Annotated in this window: 8 protein-coding genes, 1 tRNA gene and 3 pseudogenes; 3 read left to right on the top strand and 9 right to left on the bottom strand. The window is 41.6% G+C overall.

The features are described from left to right. Window positions 1-3 precede the first annotated feature (3 nt). The 5 genes and pseudogenes from RAM70_RS06040 to RAM70_RS06020 form a co-directional block, all read right to left on the bottom strand. On the bottom strand, window positions 4-1,245 hold the full coding sequence (locus RAM70_RS06040; protein ID WP_312672788.1) for a GmrSD restriction endonuclease domain-containing protein: 1,242 nt from the start codon (window positions 1,243-1,245) through the stop codon (window positions 4-6). Window positions 1,246-1,333: 88 nt separating this feature from the next. Next, on the bottom strand, window positions 1,334-2,959 hold the full coding sequence (gene guaA / locus RAM70_RS06035) for a glutamine-hydrolyzing GMP synthase (protein ID WP_045359561.1): 1,626 nt from the start codon (window positions 2,957-2,959) through the stop codon (window positions 1,334-1,336). A 140-nt stretch (window positions 2,960-3,099) separates the two neighbouring features. After that, window positions 3,100-4,227 (bottom strand): cobalt-precorrin-5B (C(1))-methyltransferase CbiD, encoded by a 1,128-nt coding sequence (cbiD, locus tag RAM70_RS06030; protein WP_190380980.1) that lies wholly within the window; start codon window positions 4,225-4,227, stop codon window positions 3,100-3,102. A 58-nt stretch (window positions 4,228-4,285) separates the two neighbouring features. Then, window positions 4,286-5,423, bottom strand: a pseudogene (locus RAM70_RS06025) (IS630 family transposase). A gap of 278 nt (window positions 5,424-5,701) precedes the next feature. After that, window positions 5,702-6,946 (bottom strand): annotated as a pseudogene (locus RAM70_RS06020) (type ISP restriction/modification enzyme); the annotation flags it as partial. Window positions 6,947-7,054: 108 nt separating this feature from the next. Here RAM70_RS06020 and RAM70_RS06015 point away from each other — a divergent pair. Beyond that, window positions 7,055-8,071 (top strand): IS4 family transposase, encoded by a 1,017-nt coding sequence (locus RAM70_RS06015; RefSeq protein ID WP_288016859.1) that lies wholly within the window; start codon window positions 7,055-7,057, stop codon window positions 8,069-8,071. 83 nt (window positions 8,072-8,154) lie between these two features. Here the strand turns inward: RAM70_RS06015 and RAM70_RS06010 are convergent. Both RAM70_RS06010 and RAM70_RS06005 read right to left on the bottom strand, forming a co-directional pair. Beyond that, window positions 8,155-9,897 (bottom strand): annotated as a pseudogene (locus tag RAM70_RS06010) (N-6 DNA methylase); the annotation flags it as partial. 128 nt (window positions 9,898-10,025) lie between these two features. Further along, window positions 10,026-10,099, bottom strand: a tRNA-Pro gene (locus RAM70_RS06005). 71 nt (window positions 10,100-10,170) lie between these two features. On the opposite strand from RAM70_RS06005, the gene lipA reads away from it, so the two are divergent. Beyond that, window positions 10,171-11,076, top strand: a complete 906-nt coding sequence (lipA, locus tag RAM70_RS06000) for a lipoyl synthase (protein ID WP_312675822.1) — start codon at window positions 10,171-10,173, stop codon at window positions 11,074-11,076. Here lipA and rdgB read toward each other — a convergent pair. Further along, window positions 11,039-11,632: an RdgB/HAM1 family non-canonical purine NTP pyrophosphatase gene (gene rdgB, locus RAM70_RS05995; RefSeq protein ID WP_108935505.1), complete on the bottom strand. Its 594-nt coding sequence runs from the start codon at window positions 11,630-11,632 to the stop codon at window positions 11,039-11,041. The two genes, lipA and rdgB, sit on opposite strands and share 38 nt — an antisense overlap. A 186-nt stretch (window positions 11,633-11,818) precedes the next feature. Further along, window positions 11,819-12,724, bottom strand: coding sequence for a class II fructose-bisphosphate aldolase (locus RAM70_RS05990; protein WP_288016615.1), 906 nt, complete (start codon window positions 12,722-12,724; stop codon window positions 11,819-11,821). Window positions 12,725-12,934: 210 nt separating this feature from the next. Between RAM70_RS05990 and hflX the strand changes: the two genes are divergently transcribed. After that, on the top strand, window positions 12,935-14,638 hold the full coding sequence (hflX, locus tag RAM70_RS05985; RefSeq protein ID WP_312672784.1) for a GTPase HflX: 1,704 nt from the start codon (window positions 12,935-12,937) through the stop codon (window positions 14,636-14,638). Window positions 14,639-14,818 lie beyond the last annotated feature (180 nt).

Genomic DNA, 14,818 nt, shown 5'->3' with positions numbered 1-14,818 from the left:
TAACTATCTTAACCCCTTAAAAATAATACGATTGTCTTCCATCTGAGGAATATTGAAGTTAATATCTAATACTTTTGATAAAGCTTGACCCCATAAATTAAAACGATTGTAAGTTGCTCTAATACTTTTAGTAGTTTTTTCTACTGAGTTCCTAAATTCATTGTCAGGGTTAGATAATAATTCTTTAAAAGCATTTTCTATCTGTTCTTTGTTTTTCTCGGCAGCTGCTCTAATTAGATCATCGCAAAAGTAAAAAACCATCACATCTAAAATTGCTCGATTGAACTGACTTCGATACTTTTTTTCTTTATATAACCAGAGACGAGAAAAGTTTTTCTCTCCAAAAATATTAATCGTTGTCTGGACAGCTTTTTCAAATTGATCAACAACATTGATAATTTCATCTGAGCGTTTTTCCCATTCTTGATTGAAATTTTGACAGGTTTTATCTAGAAGCATCTGAACATCACCGCGATAATCGGATAAATAATAATGAAAAGCTACATAACGCAATAATATATCAGTGTCGCGCATCCGGAAATCGGGATAGGAAGATTTAAATATTTTCTTTAATGCTTGACTTTCGATCGCTCGATCATCTAAAAAATTAATAAAACCCCCTGGGTGTAATGCTTGTCTTAATTCTTGAGAAGACAAAGGGGTATTTTCCACATTGAGACGCAGAAAAATTTTATGGAGGAAACTCTCCGTTTTCCAATTACGGATAACAATCGTGCGGATAGTTTGATTATCCAGTTGGTCTAAGAAATCATTTAAATTGAAGTCATTTTCTAGATCCTGATATTGGCAGCCATTGAGATTATCTAGAAATTCTAAATCTTTTAAAGTAAAACTATTATTAGGTGTGGCACTGTCACCATAAAACTGTAAAATTGTTAGTAGGCGTTGTTTGCCATCAAGAACGATAAATTTCCCTTTTTCCTTATTATTAGTAGCTAAGACAATCAGTGGGACTGGAAACCCTAGAATTAGGGATTCAATAAATCGACTTTTACGAGTAATATTCCAAGCATCTCGTCTTTGAAAGCGCGGATTGAGTTGAATATTTTCTCGAATTAATTGATCGCGGATCGTTGCGGTAGTCCAATCACTTCCAGCAACAACAGTCTCGGAGATTTCTTTGAGTTGTAGCTTTTTTTGGTTTGCTGATTCTCCTGCAATATCTTCTTCTTCTTCCGCAAAATCCACCGCTTCTATTTCTTCTAAAATCTCTAACTGTGTCATGGTAGTAATTAATCTCCTCAATTGTCTATTCTGCAAAAATCCCGCCCCAATATTTGGACGGGACTAACAATCAATCAATAATTCAATACTACTCCCATTCTATAGTTCCGGGTGGCTTAGAAGTAATATCATAAACCACGCGGTTAACTCCCTTAACTTCATTGACAATGCGATTAGAAATTGTCTCCAATAAATCATAGGGAACCCGCGACCAATCGGCAGTCATTCCGTCTTCACTGCTGACTAAACGTAGGACAATAGGATAAGCGTAGGTGCGTTGATCTCCCATCACTCCCACACTGCGGACAGGCAATAAAACCGCGAAAGCTTGCCAGAAATCGTGATACATTCCCTGCTTATTAATCTCATCGCGCACCACCCAATCTGCATCGCGCAAAATATTTAATTTATCTGCGGTGACTTCCCCTAAAATGCGAATCGCTAAACCGGGGCCGGGGAAAGGTTGACGACGAACAATTTCTTCTGGAAGACCGATCGATCGACCTAATTTTCTCACCTCATCCTTAAATAATTTTCGCAGGGGTTCGACTAATTTAAACCGGAGATTTTTCGGCAGTCCACCAACGTTATGATGACTTTTAATTTTAACCGCTACTCTTTCCCCGGTTTTGGGATCCACATTACTATCGGCCGATTCAATCACATCGGGATATAAAGTTCCTTGGGCCAGATAATCAAAGGGTCCCAAACGATTCGATTCTTCTTCAAAGACCTGAATAAATTCATGGCCGATACGACGGCGCTTTTCTTCGGGATCGGTGACACCGGCCACTTGCGCTAAAAATCGCTCTCTAGCGTTGACATACTCGACTCTAATATGGAATTGCTCGTTAAATATCTGCATTAATCGTTCTGGTTCACCCTTACGCATGAATCCCTGATCGATAAACATACAGGTTAGTTGATCACCGATCGCTCGATGCAAGAGGAATGCTAAGGTAGAGGAGTCCACACCGCCGGATAAAGCCAATAAAACTCGCTTATCGCCCACTTTTGCCCTAATTTCTCGGATCGATTCCTCGACAAAAGCTGCCGTGGTCCAAGTGGGTTCGCATTTGCAGATATGATAGACGAAATTGCGAATTAAGGCGATTCCTCCCACAGAATGGACAACTTCCGGGTGAAACTGCACTCCAAAGAGTTTTTTCTCGTGATCGGCAATGGCCGCACAATCGGTATTATCGGTATGAGCGAGAATTTCAAAACCCGCGGGCAATTCCACGCAGGAATCTCCGTGACTCATCCATGCGGTGGAGCCGTTCTCGACATTGGTTAATAAATCGGTAGGATCGTTGATAAATAGGGATGCTTTGCCGTATTCGGCCCGTTTTGCCCGTTCTACCCTGCCCCCTAACTGCTGTACCATCAATTGCATCCCGTAGCAAACTCCGAGGACGGGTACACCTAAATTCCAAATTTCGGGATCACAGTGGGGCGCTCCAGGATCATAGACGGAATTGGGACCGCCCGAAAGAATTATTCCTTTCGGGTTGATTTGGGCCAATTGTTCGGCACTGGTACGATAGGAGAGAACTTCGGAGTAAACGTTCGTTTCCCGGATTCTGCGGGCGATTAATTCAGAATACTGGGAGCCAAAGTCAAGAATGATGATTATTTGACGATTAAGGCTATTAGTGAAGGACTCTGAGGGCAAAGTCTCTTCAGGGGTAGGAAGGGGGGTTTGAGTTGTCACTGCGATCAAAAAAAGAAACTGGCAGGAAAAGGTTAAAGATTTGTGAACTAAATCGGCTATTGTTCTGGAAATAAGCTACAATAGTATGGCCTTATTAGTTTCATTTTTTAAGACTAAATATTCCCACGATCATAGCACGGTCACTGGGGAGTAACTGGTAGATTTTGCAAAAATTTAAGGCCATTTTCGCTTTTGCTGATCAAAGAACGAGAGCGATCGAATAAAATACAACCGACCCCAAGATGACCGTTACTGTGGTTATAAACGTATTCTTGGCAACGGCGATCAATCGTATTAGCCATTTCTCCATAGATGCGTTCCACCCAATTATCTCCCGTTTGCCGGTCTAATTGACGCAGATATTCCAGACCGTTTTCGCTGGTGCTACTGTCAAAAATTTGCTGGAGATGGGGGGTAGCTAAACCCATTTTAGCGGCGTAGGCGGTAAGAATTTCCCGACGACCATCGGCGAGATGATGGTGAGTCTGAAAGATTCCCCCGGCAAGTTTAATTAATTTACCGTGATAACCAAACAAAAGAATTTCAGAGATTCCCTGTAATTGTGCCTCTAATAACATCGGCCCGATCCAATTGGCTGTTTTTACCAAAATATCAGGATTAATCCCCATTTGAGGGGCTAAATCTAAGCCATTTTCCCCGATACAAAACACCAAGCGATCGAAACGACGGGATAAAATTTTTAATTGCTCGCGAAAGATTTCTAACTGTCCGGGGGCGCTCAGGGGTTGGGAAATGCCAGTAGTACCCAACAAAGATAATCCCTCTACCACCCCAAAAGCGGCGTTAGAAGTCCTTGTGGCCAGTTTTTTGCCTTCTGGAAGGATAATCGTCACTTTGATGCTTTCTTGGGGCAGTAACAGGGGTCTGAGGTTTTCTTGCAGCAGACGCTGGGCATAACTATAAATAGCTGATTTTCCGCCATTATCAACCTGTAGGCCGATTCCTTCGCCGCCTTGAATCTCTATCTCTTGATTACCCGTTTTTCTTTCTACTAACGCCCATATAGGGGTATTTCTAGTTAAATCTAAATTGTCCCCCGGATCGCTGCGGGTGATAGCTAGGGCAGCATCGGGGTTAAGTCGGGCAACTTGTTCGATGGCAATAGTAACGGCTTCTGGCGGTTCTAAAAGATTAAAAGTAACGGAATTTAGCTCATTTTCGCCGTGGAGATGCTGGAGAGATGCGATCGCACTGGCACAGGCAAAAACTGGTAAAGTGTAACCGGAACGGGGTGGGGAGATAGACATGAATAGGGTCGATAGCCAATCAAATTAGCCGTGATCTGATTATAGAACTAGTAGGTCATCAAGTTTGTATTGAGGGATAAAGTCGCTTTAGTTTGATCCGGGAATCTGCTGTGGTAAATCGCCAATTAACAGAACTAGATTTTTGATTTCTCTCTTCTTCCCAAGCAGTAATTTCTAATTTGAGAGCATCTCGATCCGGGATACGACGATTAAGACACTGACGATTTAAAACACTCAATTCAATTTCTGCCATATTCAACCAACTGCCATGTTTAGGAGGATAATGAAACTCTAATTTATCCAAAATTCGTTTGGCTTCTTCTGGAGGAAAAGCTTTGTATAAAGATGCTTTAACATGAGTATTCAATTGAGCTTGAATTACTCCAATTTTTTCAGCTTGAGGATAACGCTTATCTACTAAATATTTCATTTGATGAGCATAATCAATGGCTGTTCTTTGGTCAGTTACGAGGTATGTCTCCACCCTGTTAACGGCTCAAAAAACATAAAGAGATTAGCCACTCCATTCCGTTCATATTGATAGTCATAACGTTCTAATTGACCAGGTTCTGGAGGAATTACTTCCCGGGTTTCTTTCCCTAACTGTTTACAACTTTCATCAAAACAAACCCAAGGATTTTTTTCGTCGTAAGGACGTTGATAAATATCTAAAACTTCTTCCATGCCGCAGACAAATTCGGCGTTTGATTGTGGCGGAATTACCCAACATTCATGGAGCCAAGGTTTAAGTTCGTTTTTTTTAAGCTTTGTCTAATCGTCTCAATCGACACTTGTTCAACTACTTTTAGTTCTACCATTTTATCCGCCAGCATTTGAAGAGTCCAACTCCTTTTTTTCCTTGGGGTTTCACTACAAGCAATCGCCATTAGATCGGCTTCTTTTTCCCCATCAATTATTCTCGGACGACGTTTTTTTTGCTCTCGTCGATTTAGGGCTGATTCTATCCCTTCTTCAACAAACCTTTTTCTGATCCTTTCAATAGTCGCATGACCAATATTTAATGATTCACTAATCTTACTATCTGTCCATCCTCCTCCTTCTTGATTAATATCTGCCTTCAGTAAAATTCGGGCATGATTTATTTTATAAGCTGCCGTTTTCCCTTTGTTAGTTATTTTTGACCGATCGCTTCTTTCTGATGGGGTTAAATCCACAATATATTTTTTAGATGGCATTTTTTGGTCGCTCAGTTTTAGTTAACAATACAGGGAGCATCTCATTTATGCAAGTGAGTAATTATACTTGTCCCTAAAACTGGTTTCTAGCAAGACTTTCAAACTAAGTAGTCGTGCAAAATAAATTTCCTAGTGAAGAAAGGCACTCATGCAAAAGGCAGATATGTGTAATTAATTTTGCTTAGGTACTTAGGAGCCATAAAAGGTGAAAGTCTCATGTACGGTTCTGAATGGGAGGGAAGGTCCGAGAATAAGAGGGACGAAAAGCCGCAATCTTTTTAATGTCTCATCGCTTCTATTATTTTCATGGTTTCGACGCTGACAGTACAGACTCTTTGTAGTAAGTCAATTACTGTTTCTTTATAATCGGCAAAGCGATAATGATTAAATCTTTCGGCGATGGTTTGATCTTTGGGTTTCTTTTCCTTATATTGATCTAATATCCATTCTAGGGCCGAACGATTACCGAGTTTATATTCCCAGGCAATTTTGGGAATATCTTGTAGGAAAGTGACATCATCGAGGTTGATGGAATTTTTTTCTCGGTCAGCTTTTAGTTTAGTTTTTGGTTTGAGGTTATTATTAGTATCAATGCGGGTTAGTGGGTAGGGTGCGACGGTTTCATAGTTGATATGTAATTCCATTAGTTTGCTTCCCCATTCTACCCATTGAGAGAAGTTATCGTAAAAGGGAAGCCGGGGAAATTCTCGCTTGAGGTTTAATTCATATTTACTGCGATATTCCGGGTAGTGGAGGACTGCATAAGTGTAGTGGAAGATATCGAGTTTGGTGATGGTTTTATCGTTGTAATGGTTTTGGAATTGTTGCAATCCCCAATCGGTGATATTATCGATACGGTTTCCTTCTTTGTCGTAGCGGTAGAGGGGGAGACATTGTGTAGCATTAGGCAAGAATATATCTAAGCTAAATACTTTATTGATTGATAATAAAGCAAAATTAGATCTCTTACCAAAAGAATAGATTATGACTATGTTTTGAGTATTTATTTTAGGAAAAATTTGTGGAAGTTGATATTGCATTTCATTGACACATTTATCCCAGTAAATATATTTTGAGACAAAACTTCTATATAGAGATGGTAATATGCAATTCTCATCAAAACTTATTTTACTATTATTTGTTAATTGTTTTTTTAAGTCTCTTGTCCACTTAATCTCAGTGGATAATTTTTCTTCTAAAACATTTGCTGTTTTTGATATTTTTTCTAATTGTTTATTATAGATTTCTAAAAAATAAGACATTTTGTATGATAAATTTTTCTCAGAATAATCATACACCCATTCATCTCGATTGGTTACTACACCCAATGAAAATAGTTTAAAAACTGCCATTTCTTCTGCATCAGACTTGGCTAGTTTAGTATTCTTATTTACCAATGGTATCAGACAATCAAAATCATTCTGACTTAAATTAATCCAATTATAATGATTGTCAGGAAAAATATGTTGAAAGCTTAAGTCAGATATTTTTGTTCGAGAAATATAACCAAGTTTAGCATTAGCTGTATCTAAGTTTGACCAGAAGTGTTGAACGTTGAGAAAAGTCAGAAAAAAAATGCTATTATAGATAGAATCTAGACAACTTATTCCCCTCACAATAGGGAGTTTGCCCTGATGACGAATTTTTCAAAACTCATAAAAGAGCTTCTCAAACCACTGCCTAAAAATGACTACCCCGCTTTAGATACTTTTACATTTTTGTCCTGTTGGATTGGTTTTGCTTTAGATAAAAGCATCGTCAGTATGAGGGACTTATGCAGTAGAATGGTACTTCAAGGAATTAATGTAAATTTATCCACATTTTCTAAGGCAAGCAAAATTAGAGAAACAAGTCCATTTGAGAAAGTCATTGTCGAATTAAATAAGCGTTTAGTTGCCAAAAAAGGAATAGAGAATGCGCGAGCTTTATTTCCTATTGACTCAACAATAATTAGCTTAACCAGTAAATTACTATGGTCCCAGGGATGGCATCAAGTAAAACTATTCTCTGGTCTTAATAGTATCACAACAGAGGTGGTCGGAATACTCATCCATTTTGGTCAAGGTCATGACTCAAAAGAAGGAGGAAAAACGATAGAAGCAATTCCTGTAAATGGAGTTGGAGCAATGGATAGAGGATTTGCGTCTAATCAAAGAATCACCGAATTATTAGAGAGTAGTGACAAGCATTTTGTCTTGAGAGTGAAAAATAATATTAGCCTAGAGATGCTCGAAAATGGCAAGTGTAAACTCGGAAAAGATAAAAGACAAATAGAAGTAAGAGTAGTCGCTTTTTGCGACCTAGAAAGTCAAACAGAATTTCGGCTGGCGACAGATTTACCTCTAGAAGGAGAAGGAGCAGTTAGTAATGAAGAAGTTGCCGAAATTTACATCCAAAGATGGCAAATAGAACTGCTGTGGAAATTTTTAAAAATGCATCTAAAGTTGGATAATCTAATCACTAAAAACGAGAACGGAATCCGCCTACAGATCTATAGTTGCATTATCGCTTATCTGATTCTACAGCTAATAGATATTGAAGAAGGATTTGGGAAAAGCTTATTAGACAAACTGCGCTATTTACAGAGTTTCATGTGTCAACATATTAGCTATGTACACTGGTTCCGGAGGATTGTCTATTCAATTTAAAATTTGATGTTATAGGGGTATTATGCTTGTCAATGTAAAGTTTTATTACAGGATTCAACGTTTCTGAAGTTTGACAATTCATGATAAAAAATTTTGCAAGGTGATTTATCGGTATTTTCTTTTTTTATCAAAAAAGTGATTGCAACCCCCACCATAATATTAAAGACATTTCCTGTTTTATCTCCTTCTCTAATATTTCCACCTAAATCAATGATATAAATTTCACTAAACTCATTCTCTACTACTTTTCTAAAACCGTCAAATGTTCTCGCATTAATAAAAGACGAATTAGTGACAAATGCTATTATACCATTTTCACCTAACCTATCTGTAGCCCAACGAAAGAAGCGAGAATACATATCATATAGCTTTGTCTTCTGCGCTGTACTCTCTTCGATGTAAGTATCCTTAATGCGCTTATCAATAGCAGGATACTTCCGATTTTTATTATTGTCATTCTCATTTTGCTGATTAGCATTATAAGGAGGATTCCCAATAATTACAGAAATATTGCGGTCATTTTGATTTTGAATGCGTTGGGTATTCTCCACCGACATGGCAAACAAATCCATCTGCTTGAGATGAAAAGCAGCATGGTCCAGGGTATCCACAAAACAGATATGCTCAAACTCCTCATACTCACCCATCTTCTGCTTGTAGGTGAACTCAATATTTAAATTAGCAATATAATAAGGCAGAATTGCCACCTCATTACAGTGCATCTCATGCTTATACTTGTACCGTAACTTATCCTTCGGTAAATACTCAATTAACTCCGTTACAAAAGTTCCTGTACCCGTCGCTGGATCTAAAATTTCTACTCCTGGATCCGCCAACAACTTACCAAAATGCTTGTGGACTAAATAATCGACACTTTCAATCATAAAACGGACAATTTCATTGGGTGTATAGACAATTCCCAACCGGTCCGCCGCTTTCGGATTGTATGCTTTATAAAAATTCTCATAAATCGCCTTGAGAAACTTCTGCTTCTCGTGGTGGTTATAAATATTCGCCGCTGTCCGCCGAATTACCGCATAATAACGTTCAATTGTCCCTAAAGTATTGCGCTTGGTATTACCAGTAAAGAAAGTTTCAATCACTCCCTGTAATTCCCTAGCGATATTATTTTCCCGGTGAAACTGAGACTCATTAAAAATATTGATAAAAATATCCTCTGTCAGGATGTGCTGAATAATCATCTCTCGCACATCTTCCAGACTAATTTCTGGATTGATTGACTTGCGACAAATCTCTAAAAATTTGTCCCGCGCTGTCACAAAATTCCGATTCGTCTCCGACTGCCGCGCAATTAAACCCCGCAACGCTTCCAAAATTGTTGGTAAATCTTCCTTAAAACTATCAATCGCCTCTCGAAAATCCTCAACCTCCGGACGTACATAATTGATAAAAGCATTAATAATCCCATCCAAAGCCTCATCATCGCGCATCGAGACGCGCAGTCTTTCCTCTCCTCCTTGAATTAAAACCGCCGTCTGGGAGTCTTCAAATAAAATATTGTCATTAGGGTAGCCTTTCGCTAACTTCTTCTCTATTTCCTCGTCTAAATTATCGTATTGATCCTTACTTTCCCAATATCCCCAATCTAACCGTAAAGCATCCTTTACCGTCCCGTCAGGATAGACAACTTTTCCCGACTTAGTGCGATAATCCAACTCCGGAATTAACAAAAAATCCCGCGCCTTGCAATAGTCATTTAATAAATTCTGAAAAGCGACTCTAATCGAAGTTTCCTTGCGACTGCCGCCATACTGGACAATCTTTTCAACTTCCGCCTGATACTGGCTGATTAATAATCTAGACATGGGCTTAGAGGAGGTAAATTAAGTAGTTATAATCAAATAGAAGATAGATTTTGGACTCTGATCCCCCCTGCCCCCCTTATTAAGGGGGGTGCCGATAGGCGGGGGGATCTACCCTTGATTGTCTTTAATCGGGATGACAGGATTCGAACCTGCGGCCCCTTCGTCCCGAACGAAGTGCGCTACCAAGCTGCGCTACATCCCGAAAGTTTTTAGCTAAATTATCATAGCATATTCTGCCTTGAGTGGGTCGAGACTTGCTAGGATATTACAGATATAGGCAAAAATTATCGGAGTAGTTCAGGCGTGACGGTCAAACCAGAGTGGTTACGGGTAAAAGCACCGCAATGGCAGCGAGTCGGCAGTGTTAAGGAAGTTTTACGCGATTTAGGCTTAAATACCGTTTGTGAGGAGGCTTCCTGTCCCAATATCGGCGAATGTTTCCACGCGGGGACGGCTACCTTTTTAATTATGGGTCCTGCTTGCACTCGCGCCTGTCCTTACTGTGATATAGATTTTGAGAAAAAACCCCAACCTTTAGACTCCACGGAACCCCTGCGACTAGCGGCAGCCGTGCAACGTCTCGATCTTAATCATGTAGTGATCACTTCTGTCAATCGCGATGATTTGGCTGATGGGGGTGCTAGTCAATTTGTCCGTTGTATCGAGGAAATTCGCCGCATTTCCCAAAAAACCACCATCGAAGTGCTGATTCCCGATCTTTGCGGCAATTGGCAGGCTTTAGCTTTAATTCTTGCCGCTAAACCTGAAGTTTTAAACCACAATACCGAAACTGTTCCCCGTCTCTACCGTCGTGTGCGTCCCCAGGGTGATTACCAGCGTTCTCTAGAATTATTGCAGCGCGCTCGCGCCATTGTTCCCGCTACCTACACAAAATCGGGCATTATGGTGGGATTGGGGGAAACCGACGAGGAAGTGCGGCAAGTGATGGACGATTTACGGGCCGTTGATTGTGATATTCTCACCATCGGGCAGTATCTGCAACCATCGCCAAAACATCTCGGTGTACAGGAATTTATCACCCCCGAACAGTTCCAAGCTTGGCGCGAATACGGGGAGTCTCTGGGATTTTTACAAATTGTTGCGAGTCCCTTGACAAGAAGCTCTTATCATGCTGAACAAGTCAGGGCTTTAATGAATTTGTACCCGCGAGAGTCTTGAGATGGGGCAGCAATTGCTCAAAAGCTCGTCCTCGATGGCTAATTTTTCTTTTTAATTCGGGAGACATTTCCGCAAAGGTTAAAGCGTATTCGGGGACATAAAAAATCGGATCGTAACCAAAACCACCTTTACCCCTAGGACTGGTGAGAATTTCTCCCGTGCAGATTCCTGTGGCGCTCAAGGCAATCTCACCATCGGGACGGGCGATCGCAATTACACAGACAAAACGGGCCGAACGATCCTGATTATCTCCTAATTCTCTGACGAGGCGATCGATTCTTTCTCGATCATTTTTACCATAGCGGGCCGAGTAAATCCCCGGGGCATTTCCTAACCCGGTTACTTCCAATCCCGAATCATCGGCGATCGACCATTCTCCCAATGTTAGGGCAATTTGAGCAGCTTTTAAATAGGCATTTTCGGCAAAAGTCGCCCCTGTTTCCTCTATCTCTAAATCATCGGGTTTTAACTGCAATTCTAGGTCGATATCGGTTAAGTATTCCCCTATCTCTGCTAATTTACCCGGGTTACTCGTGGCTAGAATTAATTTTTTCATCGGCATTTTATCTCAGTGATCAGTGATCAGTTACCAGTTATCAAATGTGAGGTTTCAGCTTACTAGACCTCCAGCTACTATTATCTCAAGACTAAAAGTCTTTCTGGTTGATTAACCCGTATTTTTTCAGTGAATTGCAGATATCTACTGATAACTGATAACTGTTTACTGATAACTGATAACTGATTACTGTTTACTGATAACTGATAGTCCCGCTAACATTTGAGCGTAGGGAGTTTCGTGGAGATGGGCCTTATTGACAGCACCAAAAAGGGTTAATTTGTCGATAATTACCGATTTCATTGCGGAAATTGCCTCTCCTGCGATTTCTAATAAATCCTTATCCTCTGGCCCGCAAATTTCCCGTTTCAGGGACTGCATATAGGCTTGACGCACTTCCGTATTAACATTAAATTTGCAGACTCCTAACTGGATCGATCGCCCGATCATTTCTGGGGGTAAACCGGAAGCACCGTGTAAAACTAGGGGAATAGACAGAAGTTGTCGAATCCGGTCCAGGCGATCGAAATCGAGACGGGGCGGACTTTTGTACTCGCCATGGACATTACCGATAGTTACGGCCAGAGAATCCACTCCCGTCGCTTCCACAAATTGCACTGCTTGCTCTGGATCTGTCATTTTAGCCTCTTTTTCGGCAATAGTTAACCCGTCCTCAGTGCCGCTAATTCGGCCGATTTCTGCCTCCACCACAGCCCCGTATTCGTGAGCTAGACGAGTCATTTCTTTGGTAAAAGCGAGATTATCTTGGTAGGGAAGATGAGAGCCATCGGCCATAATTGAGGTCATCCCCGCTTCTAGGGCCTCGTAGATATCGCTGGCTTTAGTGCTATGGTCAAGATGGACCGAGATAGGAACCTTGGCCGAGCGAGCAGCCTCTAAACAGAGAGCGACGAGGGTGGAACTGCCATAACGCAAAGCGCTGGGGTGAATTTGCAACATAGCGGGACTACGACAATCCTCGGCGGCACTAATCACCGCTTTGACCCCTTCTAGGTTATAAACATTAAAAGCCCCGATCGCATAGATATTTTTGCGAGCGGTTTCGAGGAGTTCCTGAGTAGAAGCGAGCATAATATGGAAAATAACCATTGATACTGCCCAATTTTACCCCAATTAGGGCGGGCTTCTGAGTAACGCACAGAAAACGGGTTTCTCCGAGAAACCCGTTTTCTACTCATGCAATAGGCAATAGGAGGAATAGATAATCAGTTTTTAATAACTGGATTTAGTATAAAAGGGCAGCGATGGTCAAAATCGCTACAATAATACATAAAATCCTAATTGCGAGGAAAGCCTATCGATACCATCTTCGGCAATACCCAGGGACTGAAAGCCAGTCAGATGAAACAGCTACAAAGGCTGTACCATGAACGCTTACCCATCGATACTCTCACCACCCCAGAATTCGCCCAAAGACTGGCGGCTATTAGTACCGATATTCATCAACCCCTCTGCACCTATATCAACCGTCGCGGCCAGGTAATTCGTGTGGGAGTGGGAACCCCCCGACAAACCCAATTTTCCCTCTTGGAACTACCCCGCTACGGGTCCGAACGTCTTTGCGGAATTCGTTGTATCGCCACGGAACTCAAGCAGGAACCGCCAAAAGAATCCAGTTTAACCGCCATGGCTCTGCAAAGATTAGACGCACTGGTGATCTTAACCCTAACCGGCACAGGCATGATCCGTCGCGGTGGTGGGGCGACCGGTTATGTGGAGCAGGTCTATCTGGCGCATCTCATACCACAAAGTCAAACAAATGTCAATAGTAATATATACTGGTCTGTCTCCCCGCCCTTAAATCTAGAGGATTTAAGCAAACAGGACTTTTTAGAGTTAGTGGAAGGACTAGAGGCGGAGTTTCAGCGAGAATTTACCGCTATAACCGTTGATACAGCCGAAGATCGGGTGCTATTGGTTGGTTTAATCACCGACGGTATGAGCGATCGCCAGTTCGAGGACGGTTTAAGCGAATTAGAACGTTTAGTTGATACCGCCGGGGGCAAAGTTTTGCAAGTCACCCGACAAAAACGGGATCATCCCCATCCTCAAACAGTGATCGGTTCGGGAAAAGTGGCAGAAATCGCCCTACAGGTGCAAACTTCCGGGGCTAATTTAGTTGTATTCAATCGGGATCTTTCTCCCGCCCAAATTCGCAATCTAGAGAACCAAATCGGGGTGAGAGTGGTCGATCGCACCGAGGTGATCCTGGACATTTTCGCCCAACGGGCCCAATCCCAAGCGGGTAAACTACAGGTAGAATTAGCCCAATTAGAATACACTTTACCGCGTCTCACCGGGCGCGGATTAGCCATGTCGAGATTAGGGGGAGGAATTGGCACTCGCGGACCGGGGGAGACAAAATTAGAAACAGAACGCCGAACTATTCAACGTCGTTTATCCCGTCTCCAGGATGAGGTGGATCAACTGCAAGCTCATCGTTCCCGTTTACGCAAACAACGGCAAAAACAAGAGGTAGCCAGTGTGGCGATCGTCGGTTACACCAATGCGGGAAAATCTACTTTAATTAATGCTCTCACCGCTGCCGAAGTTTATACCGCCGATCAACTGTTTGCTACCCTCGATCCCACCACCCGACGCTTAACTATTACCGATCCCCTCACCCAAGCATCTCACCCCCTCTTACTAACCGATACGGTGGGTTTTATCCATGAATTACCCCCCTCGCTGGTGGATGCTTTTCGGGCAACTTTGGAGGAAGTAACGGAAGCAGACGCCTTACTCCATCTGGTGGATCTCTCCCATCCAGCTTGGGAAAGTCAGATTGCCTCGGTGTTAAAAATCCTCTCGGAGATGCCGATTCAAACTGGTCCAATGTTAATGGTGTTTAATAAGTTGGATCAGGTAAAAAGCGACGATTTGGAAATAGCTAAGGAAAAATATCCCCAAGCTGTTTTTATCTCGGCTATTCGGCGGCTAGGATTGGAAACTTTAAAACAAAAGTTAATCGATTTAACCGCTTAATTATTGATACTAAATCCGTTGAGTATAGGCTACTTGTGAGGACAGGCAAAAGGCAACCCCCCCTGCCCCCCCGACATCGGGGGGGTGGAGGGAATAAATAATCAGTTTTTAATAACCAGATTTAGTATCAGGAGATTATTTTTATTTATTCTTCCCACTTGATAATTCCTAATTCATCAT

Source organism: Microcystis wesenbergii NRERC-220, from assembly GCF_032027425.1.
Taxonomy (GTDB): Bacteria; Cyanobacteriota; Cyanobacteriia; order Cyanobacteriales; family Microcystaceae; genus Microcystis; species Microcystis wesenbergii_A.
The sequence above is the reverse complement of the archived record's forward strand: the minus strand, read 5'-3'. Positions and strand labels throughout refer to the sequence as shown.

What these genes read in the sequence shown, in the direction of transcription:
- cbiD (WP_190380980.1), bottom strand. Translation starts at nt 4,227, where the DNA reads ATGTCTATCTCCCCACCCCGTTCCGGTTACACTTTACCAGTTTTTGCC.
- RAM70_RS06040 (WP_312672788.1), bottom strand. Translation starts at nt 1,245, where the DNA reads ATGACACAGTTAGAGATTTTAGAAGAAATAGAAGCGGTGGATTTTGCG.
- rdgB (WP_108935505.1), bottom strand. Translation starts at nt 11,632, where the DNA reads ATGAAAAAATTAATTCTAGCCACGAGTAACCCGGGTAAATTAGCAGAG.
- RAM70_RS05990 (WP_288016615.1), bottom strand. Translation starts at nt 12,724, where the DNA reads ATGCTCGCTTCTACTCAGGAACTCCTCGAAACCGCTCGCAAAAATATC.